The sequence below is a fragment of the Catenovulum agarivorans DS-2 genome (assembly GCF_000568405.1).
Taxonomy (GTDB): domain Bacteria; phylum Pseudomonadota; class Gammaproteobacteria; order Enterobacterales; family Alteromonadaceae; genus Catenovulum; species Catenovulum agarivorans_A.
The window spans coordinates 1-19877 of record NZ_ARZY01000047.1; the positions used below are offsets into that span (position 1 = coordinate 1).

At 41.4% G+C, this 19877-nt stretch carries 18 protein-coding genes; 1 reads left to right on the forward strand and 17 read right to left on the reverse strand.

Translation table 11 applies throughout. From position 1 onward, the window contains the following. Positions 1-348 precede the first annotated feature (348 nt). The 9 genes from DS2_RS17425 to DS2_RS17465 form a co-directional block, all read right to left on the reverse strand. Positions 349-702, reverse strand: coding sequence for a hypothetical protein (locus tag DS2_RS17425; RefSeq protein ID WP_152537638.1), 354 nt, complete (start codon positions 700-702; stop codon positions 349-351). Between the two features lie 714 nt (positions 703-1416). Next, positions 1417-1806, reverse strand: coding sequence for a DUF6445 family protein (locus tag DS2_RS17430; protein ID WP_051479976.1), 390 nt, complete (start codon positions 1804-1806; stop codon positions 1417-1419). Positions 1807-2205: 399 nt separating this feature from the next. Continuing rightward, positions 2206-3168, reverse strand: coding sequence for a class 1 fructose-bisphosphatase (locus tag DS2_RS17435; RefSeq protein ID WP_035016257.1), 963 nt, complete (start codon positions 3166-3168; stop codon positions 2206-2208). Between the two features lie 10 nt (positions 3169-3178). Then, positions 3179-4267, reverse strand: coding sequence for a class II fructose-bisphosphate aldolase (fbaA, locus tag DS2_RS17440; protein WP_035016281.1), 1089 nt, complete (start codon positions 4265-4267; stop codon positions 3179-3181). A 5-nt stretch (positions 4268-4272) separates the two neighbouring features. After that, on the reverse strand, positions 4273-4425 hold the full coding sequence (locus tag DS2_RS20610) for a hypothetical protein (protein WP_160168591.1): 153 nt from the start codon (positions 4423-4425) through the stop codon (positions 4273-4275). A gap of 228 nt (positions 4426-4653) precedes the next feature. Next, complete coding sequence (locus DS2_RS17450; protein WP_035016259.1) at positions 4654-5574, reverse strand: sugar kinase; 921 nt, start codon at positions 5572-5574, stop codon at positions 4654-4656. Between the two features lie 18 nt (positions 5575-5592). Beyond that, on the reverse strand, positions 5593-6507 hold the full coding sequence (locus DS2_RS17455; protein ID WP_035016260.1) for a DUF4861 family protein: 915 nt from the start codon (positions 6505-6507) through the stop codon (positions 5593-5595). Positions 6508-6551: 44 nt separating this feature from the next. Continuing rightward, positions 6552-8021, reverse strand: a complete 1470-nt coding sequence (gene gnd, locus DS2_RS17460; RefSeq protein WP_035016261.1) for a decarboxylating NADP(+)-dependent phosphogluconate dehydrogenase — start codon at positions 8019-8021, stop codon at positions 6552-6554. A gap of 101 nt (positions 8022-8122) precedes the next feature. After that, entirely contained in the window at positions 8123-10573 is a 2451-nt protein-coding gene (locus DS2_RS17465) for a glycoside hydrolase family 2 protein (RefSeq protein ID WP_035016262.1), read from the reverse strand. 136 nt (positions 10574-10709) lie between these two features. On the opposite strand from DS2_RS17465, the gene DS2_RS17470 reads away from it, so the two are divergent. Then, on the forward strand, positions 10710-11306 hold the full coding sequence (locus DS2_RS17470) for a YgjV family protein (protein ID WP_081754325.1): 597 nt from the start codon (positions 10710-10712) through the stop codon (positions 11304-11306). Here the strand turns inward: DS2_RS17470 and DS2_RS20085 are convergent. The 8 genes from DS2_RS20085 to DS2_RS17510 all read right to left on the reverse strand — a co-directional run bounded on the left by DS2_RS20085 (position 11296) and on the right by DS2_RS17510 (position 19871). Further along, positions 11296-12987, reverse strand: coding sequence for a methyl-accepting chemotaxis protein (locus DS2_RS20085; RefSeq protein WP_051479978.1), 1692 nt, complete (start codon positions 12985-12987; stop codon positions 11296-11298). The two genes, DS2_RS17470 and DS2_RS20085, sit on opposite strands and share 11 nt — an antisense overlap. 133 nt (positions 12988-13120) lie before the next feature. Continuing rightward, entirely contained in the window at positions 13121-14230 is a 1110-nt protein-coding gene (locus DS2_RS17480) for a lactonase family protein (RefSeq protein ID WP_035016263.1), read from the reverse strand. A gap of 21 nt (positions 14231-14251) precedes the next feature. Continuing rightward, positions 14252-15139, reverse strand: coding sequence for a hypothetical protein (locus DS2_RS17485; protein ID WP_035016264.1), 888 nt, complete (start codon positions 15137-15139; stop codon positions 14252-14254). Positions 15140-15280: 141 nt separating this feature from the next. Further along, positions 15281-15934, reverse strand: coding sequence for a nickel pincer cofactor biosynthesis protein LarB (gene larB / locus DS2_RS17490; protein WP_035016265.1), 654 nt, complete (start codon positions 15932-15934; stop codon positions 15281-15283). 2 nt (positions 15935-15936) lie between these two features. Then, entirely contained in the window at positions 15937-16800 is an 864-nt protein-coding gene (locus DS2_RS17495) for an ATP-binding protein (RefSeq protein WP_051479979.1), read from the reverse strand. Between the two features lie 18 nt (positions 16801-16818). Beyond that, the gene (locus tag DS2_RS17500; RefSeq protein WP_035016266.1) at positions 16819-18093 is read right to left on the reverse strand and encodes a LarC family nickel insertion protein; all 1275 of its coding nucleotides are present in this window, start codon (positions 18091-18093) and stop codon (positions 16819-16821) included. Between the two features lie 8 nt (positions 18094-18101). After that, positions 18102-19391, reverse strand: coding sequence for a lactate racemase domain-containing protein (locus DS2_RS17505; protein WP_035016267.1), 1290 nt, complete (start codon positions 19389-19391; stop codon positions 18102-18104). Next, positions 19392-19871 (reverse strand): gluconokinase, encoded by a 480-nt coding sequence (locus DS2_RS17510; protein ID WP_035016268.1) that lies wholly within the window; start codon positions 19869-19871, stop codon positions 19392-19394. It abuts the gene before it with no gap. Positions 19872-19877: the final 6 nt, after the last annotated feature.

Sequence of the window (19877 nt, forward strand, 5' to 3'; positions counted from 1 at the left end):
TTTCGCAGCGATTTCAACACTTCAGGGACACAGCATCCCCTATGGCCTACATTATTCTCTGTCTACGCTTCGCATTGCTTGTTCAATTATTTGTGGCCGCACCACGGGAGAATCTTCGATAATCCATAACCTCCGCACAACACGCAAGACTCGATACTGGTGGTTGGCTAGACCTTACCAGACAGGGACTTTCACCCTGTAAGATGCGCCAAGCTTCGCTTGTCGCACTAACGGCCCGCATAACGGGCAAAAATACGTAGGCTATAATACAGAGCGAAGCGAAGGGAGCCTACGTGTTTTTGTCCCAGCGAGCTTGCGAGCGAGTTTATGCGATTGTTAGGTGCGTGCTTACCATGAAATATCGTATTTTGTACCGTAGGAGTTGATGTGGTCCCTAGCGGCGAAATAAGTACTAAATGTAGGCGATTTACTTTTACGCTCCTGTCCTTCAAATTGCCAGAAATAAATAAAGCCTTCATCACTTATGGAGTAATCGATGTAATCTAGATTATAAGGGTGAATCGTCACTTCTATTTCTGGTAAATCAAAGGATGTGTAATCGTATTTTTGCTTGAGCAATTTGGCACTGAATGGAATTTGATCATCGTAAAACCAAACGCCAGAGGCCAAAATTTCCTCTGAAAGAAGCGTTGGTTCCCATTCCGAAGTAAACCTATTTTTCACCAAAGCACCTAACGCCAATAGCACGGGCGCCGCTTGCGGCGTCCCGTGGCTATATTTGTTACGGCTGCAACCGTTTGAACCTGCTACAACGATAGTAGCGGAGCGTTGAGCGCAGCCGATAGTTAATTATTACAGGCTAAGGATGCCACACCATTACAGCATGGGGAATACCCTGCCACCTTTGGCCCACCAAAACGACTGCGAGAATTTTGATTACAGAGATACAGCCCGCCAGATGTTTTGTTTTTATCTAAACGCGGCCTTTCAGCACTGCGCTTAAAGTAAATCATTATTGGCCACCTAAATTGGCACCTTTAAAATTGGGCACAGCTTATGAATGCCAGTTAATTTACGCTATGAAATACTTTTCCAGAACTTGCACCGTAACAATTTATACATGCGCGATTTGCGCATTTTTCTACCCAACCTGCGCGCATATTTCTACTTGCTGTATTTTTAACAAATTCCCTAACACTTTGCCAGATATATTATTTCTTTAGCAACATAAATTATTTTCAGGAGAAACATACGCAAATTGCTCATTTTCTTGAATCTGAGAGAAAGCGCATTACACTGTATAAATAAACATATTCAAGGAAAGAAATTAAATGAAAACTAGATCGCCTTTTTAAATAGCATTGCCACAAGCGTAGGTAGATTGATTGTTTGGATTCACTTCGTTCGACCCAACCTACATTGGCGTTACCCATCCATTGTTTGCCCCTTTGTACTTTAAAACGCTGCAAATATATTTGCAGTCAATCGACCACTTTTTGGCTGTGTCGATAAATCTTTTGTTTCGTCAATTAAACCTGAGTGTAACAATGTTCCGGGATAAACCACTAGCCGGTTTGATTTGTAGGCAATTGAGCCAAGTAGTTCGTATTCATCTGTACTGCTATTTATATATTGTTTTTCTGCCCTACCCCATGCGACGGCTTGGTCTTGCTGCACAGCTTGATAGTGTGCAAAGTTGTGTTGCTGAATATTTTCATAACCTGTTGGTTTGTGCCGAAAGAATCCAGTGCCAGAATAATCACCTTGGTTAAGGTAGTGCATAATGGCAAATTGCTTTGGGTTAAGTGCATCAAAGTGGGGTATACATTGCCCAGCGTTAAACATTGAGCGATCGGTTTTAATTTAAATTTTGTTTTTTGTGTGTTTTTCACGATGAAGCTCCAACCCTTAGTGTTATCATTAAACATACTCGCAACATAAATTTAACTGCAAGTTTCTTTCCATTCTTCCTAACGCCGCCTTGTTCCTTTAATTAAAACGTTCTGGTTAAAAGTAGAACCTTACACATCAAAATAAACTTGCTCTGCGACCTTTTGAAAATAGAATAAATTCTTTTATAATCAGTTAAATACAAAAGACCACCGGTCACTTAAACCAATTAACCTGTATATTGACAATGGATGACTTGTTTTTAAGCAGGGGTAAAACAGCGGGTAAAAAAAACGGCAAGTGAGCGCAAACTCCCACTTACCGTTGTTAGTTTTCAGCCTAACTAAAAGCTTATTAACTATTTAGATAGGCATCGACTTCGTTAGCAGCACCACATACCACAGCAACACGCTGGTGTAGTGAAGTTGGCTGAATATCTAGTATACGTTGGTTATTTGCAACAGCTTTACCACCCGCATTTTCAACTAACATTGCCATTGGGTTTGCTTCGTATAACAAACGTAACTTGGCTGGCTGTTGTGGATTTTTGCTATCTTCTGGGTATAAGAAAATACCACCACGCTGCAATACTCGGTGTACATCACCAACCATAGCGCCATTCCAACGCATATTGTATCGCTTACCACGCGGGCCAGTTTCACCTGCAAGTAAGTTGGCAATGTAGTTTTGTGTATTAGCACCCCAAAACCTTTGATTTGCCATGTTGATTGAAAATTCTGATGCGTCAGGGTTAATTTGCATTTGTTCTTGGGTTAACAAATAGCTGCCGTTTGTGCGATCTAACGTATATAACCGTGTTGGCCCACCCGTGGTTAATGCCATCATAGTCGACGGACCATATAACACGTAGCCTGCCGCAAGTTGAGCAGACCCTGGCTGTGCAAATTGCAATGGTGAATCAGCAGGCACATCATCACGCGCAGCGTATATAGTAAATATAGTGCCAATTTGGCCATTGATATCAATGTTAGACGAACCATCTAATGGGTCAAATGCAACTATATATGCAGCGCCTTCTTTGCCAGCAACAACATTGTCTTCTTCTTCTGAAGCAATTGAGCGCACATCAGGCGAATTAAGCAGCATATCTTTGAGAAGTTGGTTTGAAAGAATATCCAGCTTCTTCTGCGTTTCACCTTGAATATTCTCATCCAAGGTAGAGCCAAGTACACCAGAAAGTGCACCTTGGCTAACTCGAAACGAAATTTCTTTACTTGCAGCCAATATGGTTCTTAACACCATAATCAGCTCAAGTGGCACTCCATCTGCTCTTAGTGCAGGAATTAATCTTTTCATTGCTTGCTCCCTATACGTATCGATTTACGCAATTGAGTTCTGCAAAAGATTGCTCAAGGCGTTTAACCATAGACTCTTCCGCCAAACGTAACCAAACGCGCGGGTCATAATACTTTTTATTTGGCTTATCATCGCCGTCTGGATTACCGATTTGTGTTTGCAAGTAATCCTCTTTCGCTTGGTAGTATTGTTTAATACCATCCCAAGTAGCCCATTGTGTATCAGTGTCGATATTCATTTTAATGACACCGTATGCAATGGCCTCATTAATTTCTGCAGCTGACGAGCCTGAACCACCATGAAAAACAAAATCTAAGCTGTTGTGCTCTAAAGAGAACTGCTTTGAAACGTATTCTTGCGAGTTTTTCAATATAACCGGGGTTAATTTAACATTACCTGGCTTGTACACACCATGCACATTACCAAACGACGCTGCTATGGTGAAATTAGGGCTAATTTTACTCAACTGCTCATAAGCATATGCAACGTCTTCAGGCTGGGTATATAAAGCTGAGCTGTCTATTCCTGTGTTGTCGACGCCGTCTTCTTCACCGCCTGTGCAACCCAATTCAATTTCTAAACCCATATCCAATTTAGCTAATTTTGCTAGGTATTGAGCACATGTTTCTATATTTTCTTCTAGCGGCTCTTCTGACAAATCAATCATATGTGAGCTAAACAGTGGCTTGCCTGTTTGCTGCACATGCTTTTCACTGGCTTCAATTAACCCGTCAATCCAAGGTAATAATTTTTTCGCTGCATGGTCAGTATGCAAAATAACCGGCACGCCATACAACTCAGCTACTGCGTGTATGTATTTAGCCGCTGCTACCGCACCTTCCACCGCAGAACCCAATCCTTGATGTGTATCAAGTTTAAGGCCTTTACCAAGGAAAAAGCTTGCGCCACCGTTTGAAAGTTGAATAATAATTGGAGAGTTGACTTTACGCGCGGTTTCTAATGCCGCGTTTACCGAGTGACTCCCGACAACATTAACAGCAGGATATGCAAAATTGTTTGCTTTTGCATAGCTCAATAATGCTTGTACGTCGCTACCAGTAGCGACACCTGGTTTAACCATTTTGATTGTGTCTGACATAATATTTACCATTGAATATTGTTAACTGACTCACCTGTCTGCTTTGAACTGTTAGAGGCATGCTCAATAACAGCTACCGCACCAAGCCGATCGACATTATAACGAGCAAACGCGGCTTTACTGTTTCGAATATGAACATTTGCACCACAAAACGTCATAATAAAACATTTTAGTGCACATTCAGTCACAAAACAAAAAAAACTAAATAACCTCAACTCGCGACAACAAGTTAGCTAATATATTGAATTGACGATGAAAAATAGCCTCTAGAAAGCGAGTTGCTTACCCCGAGTTCAGGTTAAATAATTGAGAGAAGAAAAACGTGAGATACAAGCCGACAGACAAACGGGGAGCAGGCTTTATAGGTATCTCACGTTTAAAAATGGTTAGGTATAATCTGCCAAATTGACATCCGCAGGCAGAATTGCACCTGGGAACTGTACTACCACACGCGCAACATCGCACGCATGTATTATTGATTGCTCTACCGAGTCACCTCGCAATCGAGCGGCCATATATGTACCGGCAAATGAGTCACCAGCAGCGGTTGCATCAACTTGTTTTGCTGCAGCTTTAAACGGCACGTGACAAGTACCAGTTTGAGCAAAACCAAACACACCCGCCTTACCCGATTTAATTATTAACTCTTGGTACCCAAAAGGTTTTATGTAAGCTTCTATTTCTGCTGGTGAGTTATGACCATAAAGGGTCATATGGTCATCCAAACCTGGTAGTAAAATATCAGCTAATGCGTAACACTTGTCGAAATAGCTTTGCGCGTGTTGCTTATCTCGCCATAGCCGCGCTCGATAATTTGGATCAAATGCGATGGTTAGCCCTTGTTCTTGCCAAGTTTGAATATATTGCAAAAACTTATTTTTATCTTGGTCAGATAAAATGGCGAGTGATATACCGCTAAAATAAATAACGCTACCCGCTGCAAAAGCAAGATCTGTATGCGCATCTAACAAATCGATTATTTTGCTAGCAGCCGAACCTTTTCGCCAATAGGTAAAAAATCGTTCACCTGTATTATCCGTGCTGATGCTATAAATACCAATGTTGGCGGTATCATGTCGCCAGCAGTATTGGCTTCCAACCCCGTGTTGTTTGCACTGCTCAACAAGCTGTTGGCTATAGTTATCATTGCCAACACCTGTCATAAATTCAACCGATTGCTGTTGGTTAAATCGCTTAGCGTATACCGCTGTGTTGAGCACATCACCTGCAAAAGATTTGTGCAATGAGGAAGCATCTTTTTCGCGAAGCTCCAACATGGCTTCACCAATTACAACTAATGCACTCATTTTTTACTCCATTTTAGTTTATTTCGCCCAAGCGTGATTATTTAAATACTGCTGCCATTGAGCAAAAGTAACGATTTCGTTAGCCTTTTCCCAACCATAACCCGCTCGATATTCTATTTGACCTTTGCTATCGGTTTCTAGAAGTATCAGCGCATGACCAGCGTCATAAACACCATTGCTTAAAATGGTTTTGAAAGACTTAATTTTTGCAGGATCTACAGCTACCGCGGTACCTAAACCGTAGCCATCCATCACTTCCCATGCTGCTAACCAGCCTTTAGCTTTATTGGTCGCCGTGGTTGCTTTTTCATCATGTGTGGTTACACCAACAGTTACTGGTAAATTGGCTGCAGGTTGACCATCCACAAAGAAGGTTGATTTAACATTAAACATGCGATCGCCAAGTTCGATAGTGATCAGTTTTTCTTCTTGGTAAGTTTTACCCTGAATCTCACGTTCGTAATACAGTTTAAAACTGGTTTTAGCCGTTGACTGTTCGACCATTTCCCAACGAACCCAAGTTTCTAACGATTCTCTTTGATCATTGATCCATAATGAGGTGCCACCGCAACCAGCACTAGAGCCAACATGGTAGTTATCTAAACCTTCTCCGTGATCTTCATGGTAGCTTTGCCCCTTTTCAAAGTGCGCCTTGTACCACTTGTTTACAATTGGGTAGTTAACGCGCTTTAACCAACAGTCAACACCTGAGTTTTCAGCCCCACTACGCGCAGCTGGGCCATATGCTCGAAAGGCAACTAAATCATTTTCCCACGCAAAATCATCTTTACGTTCTGGAACATAACGCGCAAATGTCGTTCTATTTTCTAGCTGTGACTCTACAGCTTTTGTTGAATGATTCTCTTCGCTGGTTGTAGTACAACCCAGTAGCAAAGACGCAACCAATGCACTTAATACGCCTGTTCGAAACATATTAGCCTCTCCGTTATTTGTCTGTTATGAGTTAGATAAAAGATTTATACATCATAGGTTGTTGATGCTGTGTCCCCACCACGACCTGTCCAGTTAGTGTGGAAAAATTCCCCGCGTGGTGTATCAATACGCTCGTAAGTGTGCGCACCAAAAAAGTCTCGCTGTGCTTGCAATAAATTTGCAGGCAAACGTTCTGTCCTGAATCCATCAAAATACGTTAATGCTGCGCTTAAGCATGGCACAGCTAAACCGTTTGCGATAGCTTGACCAACTACATTTCTCCAGCCTGTTTGCGCGTCTGTCACTGTTTTGCAGAAATAGTCGTCTAACAATAGGTTGTTTAAATCTGGGTTGGTATCAAACGCTGCCTTAATGTTACCCAAGAATGCTGATCGAATGATACAACCGCCTCGCCACATTAGCGCGATGCCACCATAGTTTAGTTGCCAATCAAATTCTTTTGCAGCTTCTTTCATAAGCTCGTAACCTTGGGCATACGATACAATTTTTGACGCGAGCAAGGCTTGGCGTAAGTCTTCAATAAATGCAGCTTTGTCGCCGCTGAAGGCAATTTGTGGGCCATTAATTTTTTTAGCTGCTTCAACACGTTGTGCTTTTTGGGCAGAAATGCAGCGTGCAAACACAGATTCAGCAATCAAAGTTAATGGCACACCAAGATCTAGTGCGGTAACACCCGTCCATTTACCAGTACCTTTTTGCCCAGCTGTATCTAAAATTTTCTCAACGAGAGGCTCACCATTCTCATCTTTGTATGCAAAAATATCGCGGGTAATTTCAACTAAATAACTATCTAATTCAGTTTCATTCCATTGTGCAAATACTTGGTGTATTTCATCTGCATCCATACCCAATAGATTCTTCATCAGGTAGTAAGCTTCACAAATTAATTGCATATCACCATATTCAATGCCGTTGTGCACCATTTTCACAAAGTGGCCAGCACCTTCGTCACCTACCCAATCACAACATGGTATGGTTAATTCGCCGTTATCATCGGCTACTTTTGCCGAGATAGACTGGAAAATATCTTTAACTGCTGGCCATGCGTCTTTTGCACCACCAGGCATAATCGATGGACCTTTTAATGCGCCTTCCTCGCCACCTGATACACCAGAACCAACAAACAAAATACCTTTTTCAGCTAACGCGCGGACACGGCGGTTTGTATCTGGGTAATGTGTGTTGCCACCATCAATAATGATATCGCCTTTGTCTAGGTGTGGTACAAGCTGTTCAATAAAGTCATCTACTGGCTGGCCTGCTTTTACCATTAGCATAATTTTTCTAGGGCTTTCTAAAGAGGCGACTAGCTCTTCAATATCGCGAGCGCCACGGATGTTTTTGCCTTCAGCTCGCCCAGTTAAAAACTTTTCAACTTTTTCATAACTGCGGTTATACGCGGTAACAGTGAAGCCTTTTGACTCCATATTCAAAATTAGGTTTTCACCCATTACAGCCAAACCAACTAGGCCAATATCTGATTTATCTTTCATACCAAAAATCCTACTTTACAAGCTCTGATCTGAGCGATTTTGACACAACTTGACCAAACAAACAATCTATTTGATTGGCCATAGTTAAAATTTAATTGCTGTTACAGTGGCTGCACAACTGTATAGACACCTTTAATATTTTGCGTTCTAAACTCAATAGTTGCCGGTTTATCTCCAGGCTTAAATTCAATTGATGCAACACCATTTGCCATTTGAATTCCATTAGTTCTGCCCGGTACACCATAGTTTTCATACAGATAACCATTTCCTTCCATCGAAGAAAAATGCGCTTTTTCTGAATAATCGATCACTCGATTACCATCTGCATCTCTAGCCTCGGCTGTGATCAATACATTGCCGTTTTCAAGTTTAGTTTGAGTTAATTTTATGTGGTCGTATTTGCCATGCTTGCCAACGACATAAGTAACTTGCAACTCATCTTTTGCCACTGTTTTACCTTTGCTATAGCCTTTTACTTCCAACTTGTTTATGCCGCTTTTAAAAGGGGTTTGCCAAACTAAACCGCCAGCAGGAAACTTAGTTGGATCTTTAGTGATTTTTCCTAAGCTTTCACCATTTAGCCAAAGCTCAGCCGATTCGGTGTTACAATACACGCTGACAGGTCGACCTTCTTTGGGTCCATTTCTGTGCGTCCATGTTTTTGATTCTATATAGCAAAATGGTTCTTTTGCCCAGTAACTCTTAAACACATAATAAGCATCTTTAGGTTTGCCAGATGCATCAACTAAACCTTTTTGGTTCATGTAGGGTATTGGGTTTAGCGGTCGTAAAGGTGTACCAAAATCTTTAAAAGCCCATTGAGCATTACCAGCAAAACCAGCGGTCGATTCTGAAACCTTTAAGTGCCAATCAAATAGATCAACCATATAGGATTCATTCCAGTCTGAGTCTTTAGCAACGCTTTTTACCACAGCTTGGTTCATTGCTTCCTCTACAGATACCTGCGCATCTAAAATACCGTCTTTAGAAATTGGATTTTCTACATGACGTCCAACATGGCTAGAGCCGCCATATTCCATGTGCAAAAATGCCGGATATTTTTTCATTGAATCTTTTATCGCCACTTCATATTGACCATAAGCGCCGCCATACCATCCAGCCCAAATTGAAGGAGAAAATGCATCAACCACATGCGCACCTGGGTAATACTTACGTATTGTGGTCATGCGAGTTGGATCTAACGCTTTAACCAACTGATTTAACTTAGTTAGATAAGGTAAGACGATTTCTTCTCGGCCACCTCCTGGAAAATCTTCTTCCCAATATATTTCATTGCCCAATGACCAAAATGCAATGCTTGGATGGTTGCGGTTTTGTTTGATTTGTTGACGCAATAAACGTTCGGTGTTTTGTTCCCACTCGACTCCACCTTTACCACCGCGGCACCAAGGCAACTCATCCCATAAAATTAAACCGAGCTCATTCGCCGCTTTATATACTTCGGGATCTTGTGGATAGTGCGCCAAACGGACAAAGTTAGCGCCCATTTCTTTGATCATTTGCATATCTTTACGATGTTGCTCATTCGGTAAAGCAGCACCAAAACCAGAATGCTCTTCATGTCTATGTGTACCACGGATTAACACTGGTTCACCATTTACAAAAAAGCCTTGATGAGGGCGCATTTCAAACCAACGATAACCAATCACTTCAGTTTGACTATGTACCCGTTTACCTTCGTCTAATAAATCGACTTGTACCTGATATAGGTTAGGTGCATCTGGCGACCACAACATTGGTTCAATCACTGGCGCCAACGCGATTTCGACAAGCTGCTTTTGCTTGACTTGCACGGTTTGCTGTTGAACGATTTGTTTATTTGGGTCAAGCAATTTCAGTTGCACTTGCAACGCTTGGCGTTGTGATACTTGATTAAGCTCAATCTTAACTTGTGTTGTTGCAGATGCCTTGCTGACTTGCGGGATATCAATTTGCACATCGTCAATATAGGTTGTTGGTAGGTGTTTAATCCACACATCGCGCGTAATACCGCCATGCAAAAAGAAGTCAGCTTTTTGTGACGGAATTAAATTTGGATTGTATGCATTGCTCACCCTGACTAATAATTGGTTATCTCCGTCAGTTAAATATTTTGAAATATTAAATTCAAAACCCAAATAACCACCCACATGCTGGCCAACATGCTGGCCATTAACATATAGGTCAGTTTCAAAATTTGCACCTTCAAAATAAATTATCGTATTGGCAGCTTGCTCTTGGTTGACTACCAAATTTCTTTTATACCAACTTGCGCTGCGACGATACCCTGGTATTGCATCAATACTATCGTGCACATTCCATGAATGAGGCAAATCAACTACTTGCCAGTCTGTTTGTTTCAACGCTAGTTTTGCGTTTTCAGTATTGTTTTCTAAATACTGCCAATCATGGTTAATTAACAGTTGCTGTCCTGCGCTTGTGTGTAAAGGCTGAGCAGCTTGAGTGTGTATAGTTATTGCACTAAATAAAGCTAGACCGATTGCCGCAGCTGTCTGCGCAGCCTTTAATCGAATGAATCTAGTAAACTTCATAATTGTAGTCCTCAGTTTAATTGGCCTTACCACCAAACCACAAAGAATAACTTTAGTCACAGACTGAGTCAATACAATAAAGAAAAAGAGGTAGGTGGTAAGGCCAAAAGATCTATCAATCTATAAAAGTTCATATATGGACATATCTACAAAGGTATTAGTCTTGTTTTTAATTTATACTGCTGCCCCGAGCGAATTGACTGTAAACACGAATATGATGTTAGATTTCAACATAGCCCAAGCTTTCGGCATATTAAGCTTTATGATCGGCGCTTGTGCATTTTTACAAAAAAATGATCAGCACCTTAAAGTTTATTTATGTTTTTTATTTGGCTGCCAAACTACTCATTTTTATTTATTGGGCGCTTATACAGCGGTAGCCGCAAACGCATTAAGTTTAATTCGTACAATTATTTCGGTTCGTTATTCAAAAGCTTGGTTAGGTATTGTATTTATTTGTGCAAATGTATTTTGGGGCGTACTTTTATATACTACTCCCATCAGTTTGCTAGCAATTGCTGGGGCATGCTTTGGTACTTACGCAGTATTCTTTTTGCAAGGCATACCAATGCGCATCGCTTTTATTTTGGGGGCGGTTAGCTGGTTAACACACAATTTATTTGTACAATCGGTTGGGGCGACCTTGTTGGAGATAATGGTGATTATAACCAATTTAATCACCATATATCGTTTGTACAATGACAACAAATCTGTGCCTGTGATTACACAGTAAAGTTGTCCATCTCGCGATTTAACGCGGTTGCGTTGTCTTTAAGGTTTTGACTGGTACCAGCGACGCTTTTCACTTCGTCTTCCGTTTGACCAGTTAAATCACACAAAGCATGTAGGTTTTTATTTAAATCTTCGGTAACACTCATTTGCTGCGATGCTGCGGTTGCAACAACTGAGTTGACTTCGTTAATCACTTCTATTGACTCATTTACTTTTTCTAACGAGTGACTAGAGGCTTCAGCAACTTCTTGTGCTTCAACACTGGAGCGTTTACTGATTTCCATTGCTGCCACTGCATTTTGCGCACCCGTCTGTAATTTCTCAATCATTACCTTAATTTCTTCGGTACTGTTTTGTGTGCGGCTAGCTAGCGTGCGGACTTCATCTGCAACCACGGCAAAACCACGCCCCTGTTCCCCAGCCCTTGCCGCCTCAATTGCAGCATTAAGCGCCAACAAGTTCGTTTGTTCCGCTATTTGTTGAATCACTTGCAATACTGAGCCAATCGAATCTGTTTCCCGTTCTAATTCATTCATTGCATGAGATGATTTGTTGATATCTAAATTGAGTTGCTGCAACTTATCTACTGCATCTTTCAACGCTTGAGCGGTTTTTCTCGATTCATCGTTGGCAACATGTGCGGCTTCAGCCGCTTTGTTACCATTGTTGGTGATCTCCTGTGCGCTGGCGACCATTTCATAGATAACTTGGGTTAGGTATTCGGTTTTTATTCGCTGCTCTTGCACTAAATTTAAGCTAGTTTGTGATGACTGATCTAGTGATAAAGTTGAATTATTAATGGTGGCCGCTTCTTGGCTGACAATCGTGACAATTCGGCGAATTTTTTCCGAAAAATCATTAAATGAACTGGCACAGCGGCCGACTTCGTCGTCTGTTTCAACTTTAAGCCTGTGGGTTAAATCACCATCGCCATGCGCAATATCTTGCAGTGCTTCGTTCATATTATCTAAAGGTTGCAATGCTTTTCGTATGAGCACCACTGACATAACTAAAGACAAAATTAATACGGTCGCACTCGCGATAACCGTTTTGCTAAGCAAACGCTCAAGCGTCATGTCAAAAGTATTAATTTTCTTCTGTACCGCAACTTCAATATCATCGATAAAATAGCCTGTTCCAAGCAGCCACTCATAGCCAGGAATATTTTGCGCATAGGCTAACTTGGGCGCTTGCTCTTTATCACCAAGCTTTTTAAAAGCGGTATATTGAACAAAATCACCTCCTCTTTTGGCGGCGTCGCGCATGTCGTGAAGTGGATGTTTTCCGCCTGGATGTTTGCTTGGATCAATATTAAGTTTTTTGGGCGGACGCGGACCTACACGACCATTGGCTATCGCATACATATCATAACTGTTTATAAAAAAGTATGTGCCTTCACCAAAATTAAAATTGTATACAAAATTGACAATTGCCTGATCGCGCTGCTCCGAAGGGGGCTGTTGCAAGGTTTCTTTCATTGCCGACAAACCAAGCAATACTAAAGACTTAAGCTCATTTTTTTTCTGCGCCAACAAGGTTTCGCGCTCAGCTTTAACTTGTTCTTGCTTAAACGATTCCATCTCATTAACAATGCTCCATGTCAAAACAAAAGCGATAACAATTAGTGGCACTGCACAAATCATTAATAGCTTACTTTTTAGTAGTTTTAATTTTTTTAACATAGGTTTTTTCCAACAGACTAATGGAGAGATCAACAGCTAATTGAGTTAAAGCATAGACAACAAATTGACTCGTCACCAATAAAGTAACAACTTTTTTGCATTTTCAATCAAATCAAGTTCAATTGTGAACAGTCTAGTACACAACCGCCATAGGGGTAGGTATGCTGTACACTGGTTTATTGAAGGTTAAGGCGCCAGTTTGCACATTAACTTTAAAAATGGCGACGGTACTGCTTTCTTTTGCTAAAACAAGCGCCCATTTGCCTGAGGAATCAAAATTGATATGTCGCGAAATACTTCCGCGCACTGGCTCGTGTTCAACAAAATCTAACGTTCCGTTTGACGAATTAACATTAAATACCGACACTTGATCAAACCCTCGATTGACTAGATACAAAAATTGACCAGTTGGGTGCAGCTTAATGTCTGAAACATTAAACCAAGCTTCGTGCTGCAACTCAGGCAAAGGTTTGGTAGAAGTTAAATAGCTCAATTTCCCACCGTTTTGGCTAACCTTATACAGACTAACCCGTGCGCGTAATTCATCACTTACATACGCTAAATCAAAAGCTTGATTAAAGGCAATATGCCTTGGGCCAGAACCCGCTGGCGCAGGTGCTTTTTGCACAAGATTAACCGTATTATTGTGTGGATTTATTTGATATACCCATATGTGATCAGAGCCTAGGTCAGCAAAATAAGCAAAATGACCATTGGGAGAAAACCCTGACCAATGCGGATGTGGTGCTTTTTGTCGGCTATGGACACTCGCTCCAATGTGCTGATTTTGATAGCGCACAGACACCTGTTGGCCATTTTGAGTTAATTGATAAATTCCAATGTAAGAGGATTTGTAATAGGCCGCGGCTAAATTGTTTCCTTGATTATCAACCGAAATGTGCACAATACCCTCGGGTAAGCCGTCTAAGCTACTTAAATGCTGTAAATGGCCGTCTTGGATAATACGATAGGTATGAATACGACTACTTGCTTGCAATCGCTCGGCTAAATAAACAATATTAAATTCAGGGTGTTTGGCAATGAAATAACCATTGTGTTTGTCTTCTACCTGTTTAATATCAGTTAGTTTGCCAGTATCTTGGTTAAATTTAGCAGCATAAATGCCAGCATCTAACGCTGCTACCCAAAGGTAGCCGCTGCTAGACGATTTTGTTTCGGCTTTGACTTGCGGATTGAACGCTAAAATAAACGTGCACAACAAGGTTATTATTATTTTTATCACCCAGAGATTTCCTTAATTCGGTTATTGTAAATATTGACTAAAATCGACCCACAACTTTTTGTTAGACAACGGTGTCGCTTTCGGCAAAATGGGATTGTTAATCGGAATGACTTTCCATTTGTATTGGCTAATAATCTTTAACGTATCTTGATACTGACTTGTCGTTTTAAAATAAGCATCAAACTCGCCGCTATCTATCGCATTAAGCATGCCTTCTTCAATTTTCACCGCTAATTTGGGATTAGATTTGCTGACAAAAGGATAAACCGCCGTCGGCAAATGTAATAATAAGGTTTTTTCCAGCGCCAACGGTAAATTCGAATATTTTTTTAACTCAGGGGCAATTTCCATCACCCCCCGTGGAATATAATCGAAACGCCCGCCCTCAAGCATAGGATACAAATTGGTCGCTTTGGTGGTTAATACTGAATTGATATTCTCTGCTTTAAATACCTTAGTTGTTGTCCAAAAACGCCCGACACCACCTTTTAGCTGTCTAAACTGTTGAAAGTCATTCACATCTGCGAAACGAGATTCATTGCCTTGGCGTATCATTAAAACTCGATAACTCATTAACCCTTTAAACATAGGGACACGCACAGGGATAAATCTATCTTCAAGTTCTTGGCTAGTGTTCAGCCACATCACATCGATGTCACCTCTATCCATTTGGGTAAAGGCTTGCTCACGAGATAACTTGTCGGTCACAGCATTAAGTGTAACGCCTTGCATATCCACATTGGCTAAAGCCATCTGCAAAATGCGCTTGTTATACTCTTGCAGCGCAACTTCTTCTATGTAGTAGTTAATCGTTTGGGCGTGAATTTGGTTGAAAAAAGCAACATAAATAAACGCGAATACTGCGGCCAAAAACCCTCGTTTAGTTTTAACAACTTGTGGTAACGCCATAGCAACCTCTTAACAAATTTAAATATCAGCTAGCATCCATTCAACGAATCTAATAACCTTGCACTCTGGTTAATAACTAAAGATAGCACGCAAAAATCAAACACGCTGCCAACCTAAACTAAATGGTTATAGAAATTGGTTTTAAGTATATTGGCGGACAATTTTCACCGCTGCGGCTGCGGCACCAAAACCGTTATTGATATTGACCGTCATCACTCCAGGCGCACACGACGCCAGCGCACTAGAGAGTGCAGCTTGTCCATCGGCAGAAACGCCGTAACCAACCGCAGTGGGCACCGCAATGACGGGAGCTGAAACTAAACCAGCTAGAACACTAAATAATGCGCCTTCCATTCCAGCGACTGCAATGATGATCTTGTACTGGCGAATTTGCTCTATGTTATCTAACAAACGCCATAACCCTGCCACCCCTACATCAGCAATCAGCGGCGCTTCGATTCCATTAAACCTAAGCGTACGCTGAGCTTCAGTTGCAACCGAAACATCTGAAGTACCAGCACACACAATACAAACTTGCTTGCTGGATTGAACAATAGGTTCTAGATTTGCGATGGCCGTTTTAGAGGTCAGATCATAGTCAAGTTGCTGGCGAATTTCGGGCGACAAGGTAGCCCATTGCTCGCTGGATAACCGTGTCATCAACAATGCTTTTTGTTCCGCTAGGTTGTGTTCAACAATCGCTTGTAAATCTGAATTAGACTTACCTTGGCAAAAAACGGCTTCTGCCACACCTGTGCGAGTTTTCCGCTCGGCATCCCAAATAAAATTACTCATACTTAACTTACCTGCTTAATTTCTATCTGGGTCCATTGATTTGATTGTTCAGTTAAAAATGCCGAACCTTTTTGATATTCGCGCACTTCAACAAAAACGCGTCCTTTAATTAAACAAGCCTGTGTAACTTGTTGAATCACCGCCGACAACAAAGGCTCAGCTGGCAATTTGGCCAGTTCTATTACAACCCCATTGTGGGTAATACGACAACGTATATTGTCCAACTTTGGTAGCTTTGAGCGGACTAACCGCTCCATTTCATCGATAAACTCAAGATCAGCCACGCTTACGCTAATGCCCGTTTCAATTCTACTGGCTAAACACGGCTGTGCGGGAAGCGCTTGCAAGTCAGTTAATCCAAAATATTTAGCCAACTGATAAATTTCGACTTTGCTTATATTTGCTTCGACATACGGGTGATGTACTTTGTGCTCGGCTGCCGCAATTAATCCTGGACGATAATCACCAAGGTCGTCCATGTTTGTCCCAGAAAAAATAACGTCGCAGGCATGTTTGCCGATACGCTGATACAAACTGCTCTTACAAAAATAACAGCGATTTACCGGATTGCTACGATAATTTGGATTGTCTAATTCCTTGGCATCAACAATGCGTAGGTTCCATTGATGTTTGCTTGAATAAGCTTGAATGCGTTGTAACGCAGACTTAGGCACAGCTGGTGAAGCTGCGTGCACAGCATTAACATGACTAGCTGAATAGCGATGTAATACATAAGTAAGCAACATACTATCAACACCGCCACTTAACGCGACTGATACAGAGGCAAATTGATTTGCAAACTCAAGCAAATTATTTAGCTTAGCTTGCAACCCTTTGGGCATAAATTTTACGTTTGTTGCAAACATATCATTACCACTCATTGACTATAATTCTCGCGAAAATTTTGCCTGACGTCTTTGCTGTAAAGTTGCCAATGGTTCAATTTCGTCGTGCTCTATTTTGGTGGTTGAGTAGCCATTGCGTTCAACCGTTTTGGCATTCAAACCATCCACTTTATTATGAGTTCGTTTTAAACAGCTTCTATTCACACTGTAATGACGCAAGCCGATGGTCGAGGTCTGGTGAAAACACTCTGAGATTATATCTTGCAGCGCGTATGAATCTGCCATCACCCGAAAACATTCAACTGGTCGGTTTTTCTTGCCCTTGGCTGTAAAACAAACCAAATCTATCACCCCTGATAATTGGCGAATTTTGTCTGCCGCACAAGCAATTTCTTCACCTGTCATATCATCGATGTCAAATTCAATCACTTCGATACTCAACGGCGTTTGTGGTGCATCAGCTCCTTCAAACACTAATGCCCGTAATATATTCGGCATATTTTTAAGCTGTTTAGTACCAAGCCCATAACCTGTAGCTGTTAAAGTCGAAACTGTTTTGTCGGCAAATAAGTTGGCTTGACGCAAATAAGCTAAAATAGCTGCTCCGGTTGGAGTAATGCGTTCTCCATGAATACCGTCATCAACAAAAGTAAAACCTTGCAATATTTCAGCCGTCGCTGGCGCAGGTACAGGCAACATTCCATGGGCGGTTTTAACCAATCCTCCCCCTATCGGCAGTTTGGATATACTCCATACACAAGTTGATAACGCGTGCAAAATACTGGCGACCGCAACAACATCCATTACAGAATCCCAATCTGCCAACTCGTGAAAATGAACATCATCTAAGGTTTTATTGTGAATTTTCGCTTCTGCTTTGCCAATAATGGTTAGAATTGACTTGGCGATTTCGACAACTTCTGGGGCTAATTCACTGTGCGCTAGCATATGGCAAATGCCGCGATAAGTCGTTCGAGGATCATGATGGTGGTCATGGTCATGGTCATGGTCATGGTCATGGTCATGGTCATGGTCATGGTCATGGTCATGGTCATGGTCATGGTCATGGTCATGGTCATGGTCATGGTCATGGTCATGGGTATGCTGATGTAATTTTAACTTGAACTGCAAGCCACTAATGCCTTTATTCAAACCAGCTGCAATACTTGCTTGCCCAACATTATTTGGGATAACTTTTGTCACAGCATCCATGACAATAGCTTCAAGCCAAGGTTGGCTATCAATCATAGCCGAGATAAACATATCCCCTGCAATACCACCAACAATGTCCAGATGAATATGTTTATTGTGCATACAACAACCTACTTATTCTCAAAATTCTCTTTGGTTGTCCATAATCCAAGTGCAGGATTACTAACGTAAAAAATTTCCTCGCCATTTGGCAGCGTGTTCCAACCATTTTCTAATTGCTCAGTTGGATAACGTTTTATCATCTCATCGTAATGGCAATACTGATAATTAACTTGCTCAATTTCTGCTTGGCTGACCGCATCTTTCGGACAATAGGTCACGGTGAAACGATTATCACTGGTGCCATGAATTAAATGTGCAGCCGCGGACAAATTATTTTTCAGATCAGGGTTTTGTTCAATCGCGGCCAAAGTTTCGTCGGTCGTTTTATAACCAAATTTGCGAATTAACCCATCTATCGACATATCTTCGCCAAAACGTTTTAGCCCTGGGGCTAAAACAATCAGTTCGCCCCCGTCCGCAATTGCCATACGAGTGCGATAAATAGCTTTATTCCCCAACCAAGTGGTTTTAAATTCGGTCGGGTCTAAATACACAACGGCCTTTTTAATCGGTTTATCGAGTAGATTAAGGTTGTGTTGTTGGCTTAACAAACAAGCTTGTTCATAGGTTGCATATTCATCACCACAAAACACACCCTTCAAAGCCAGTTGGCCGTTTTCTTTACCCAAAACGGTTAAAATAAAATCAATCGGCAAATGACTTAAAAACTGGTCAAACCCTTCATTTAAGGCACTACGAACTGGGGTTTTAATGCGTCCCATAATACGTTCCATACCATAAGCTGCTCCCAAGAAGTGAGACTTATGAATGGTATCTTCTCCACCAACACCAATTAGAATATTTTTGGTGTAGTTGGCCATACCAATTACTTCGTGCGGCACAATTTGCCCAACGGAGACAATCGCGTCCCAATCGTTATCCAATAACAGTTTATTGACCCCAACATCCATAGTGTAATTCAGCTTGCCGTCTGACAGTTCATTAATTCGCTGCTCAGTAATTTGCCCAACAACTTTTACATCTTTACGCCAGTAATGTGGATGAAATACCGACTTAGGAATATCCGCACCAAACATCATATCGAGTTCAGCATCCGTCATAGGATCATGTGTGCCTAACGCAGGCATAATTGCAACTTCACAGCGATCTTTTAAGTTGTGATACAAGTAACTGGTAATAAATCCGGCTTTTGAATGAAACCTAGTTAAGTCGGGCGGCAACAACAATACTTTTTTCGCATTAGTTAAACGCTGGCTAATATATTGGTCAATAATATGTTCAAGCTGAGTATCGTCAATTAGCCCTGCTTGAGCCGTCTGGTGGATAGTAAAACTCATTTATATTTCCTTGATAATATTCTGAACGATTGCCTCTAACGACTGATTAATGTCAATAACGAGTGCATGTTCAGGCTCTTCGAGCGTTGCCAATTGCGACATTAACAAGTCTGACTTCATAAAATGGCCAGTTCTGCTTTCAAGGCGGCTGAGTAACGTTGCAAAGTCCCCCTTTAAAAATACAAAAGTTACCGCCTGTGCTAGGTTATCGGCTAAACAATCACGATAAGCTTGCTTAAGTGCCGAGCATGCTAACACGGCTCCGCCGTTTTGCTGCCATTGCTGCATTTCGGAATTAAGCTTTTGCAGCCAAGGCCATCTGTCTTCGTCAGTTAACGCAATGCCTGCAGACATTTTGTCGACATTACTTTGTGGGTGATAATCATCGGCATCAAAAAATGGTAATTGCAACTTTTCCGCTAGCTGTGTACCTACACTACTTTTACCACAGCCACTCACGCCCATAATCACATAAATCATAGTCAC

What these genes read in the sequence shown, in the direction of transcription:
- DS2_RS17430 (WP_051479976.1), bottom strand. Translation starts at nt 1,806, where the DNA reads ATGTTTAACGCTGGGCAATGTATACCCCACTTTGATGCACTTAACCCA.
- DS2_RS17435 (WP_035016257.1), bottom strand. Translation starts at nt 3,168, where the DNA reads ATGAAAAGATTAATTCCTGCACTAAGAGCAGATGGAGTGCCACTTGAG.
- fbaA (WP_035016281.1), bottom strand. Translation starts at nt 4,267, where the DNA reads ATGTCAGACACAATCAAAATGGTTAAACCAGGTGTCGCTACTGGTAGC.
- DS2_RS20610 (WP_160168591.1), bottom strand. Translation starts at nt 4,425, where the DNA reads ATGACGTTTTGTGGTGCAAATGTTCATATTCGAAACAGTAAAGCCGCG.
- DS2_RS17450 (WP_035016259.1), bottom strand. Translation starts at nt 5,574, where the DNA reads ATGAGTGCATTAGTTGTAATTGGTGAAGCCATGTTGGAGCTTCGCGAA.
- DS2_RS17455 (WP_035016260.1), bottom strand. Translation starts at nt 6,507, where the DNA reads ATGTTTCGAACAGGCGTATTAAGTGCATTGGTTGCGTCTTTGCTACTG.
- gnd (WP_035016261.1), bottom strand. Translation starts at nt 8,021, where the DNA reads ATGAAAGATAAATCAGATATTGGCCTAGTTGGTTTGGCTGTAATGGGT.
- DS2_RS17465 (WP_035016262.1), bottom strand. Translation starts at nt 10,573, where the DNA reads ATGAAGTTTACTAGATTCATTCGATTAAAGGCTGCGCAGACAGCTGCG.
- DS2_RS17470 (WP_081754325.1), top strand. Translation starts at nt 10,710, where the DNA reads ATGGACATATCTACAAAGGTATTAGTCTTGTTTTTAATTTATACTGCT.
- DS2_RS20085 (WP_051479978.1), bottom strand. Translation starts at nt 12,987, where the DNA reads ATGTTAAAAAAATTAAAACTACTAAAAAGTAAGCTATTAATGATTTGT.
- DS2_RS17485 (WP_035016264.1), bottom strand. Translation starts at nt 15,139, where the DNA reads ATGGCGTTACCACAAGTTGTTAAAACTAAACGAGGGTTTTTGGCCGCA.
- larB (WP_035016265.1), bottom strand. Translation starts at nt 15,934, where the DNA reads ATGAGTAATTTTATTTGGGATGCCGAGCGGAAAACTCGCACAGGTGTG.
- DS2_RS17495 (WP_051479979.1), bottom strand. Translation starts at nt 16,800, where the DNA reads ATGTTTGCAACAAACGTAAAATTTATGCCCAAAGGGTTGCAAGCTAAG.
- DS2_RS17500 (WP_035016266.1), bottom strand. Translation starts at nt 18,093, where the DNA reads ATGCACAATAAACATATTCATCTGGACATTGTTGGTGGTATTGCAGGG.
- DS2_RS17505 (WP_035016267.1), bottom strand. Translation starts at nt 19,391, where the DNA reads ATGAGTTTTACTATCCACCAGACGGCTCAAGCAGGGCTAATTGACGAT.
- DS2_RS17510 (WP_035016268.1), bottom strand. Translation starts at nt 19,871, where the DNA reads ATGATTTATGTGATTATGGGCGTGAGTGGCTGTGGTAAAAGTAGTGTA.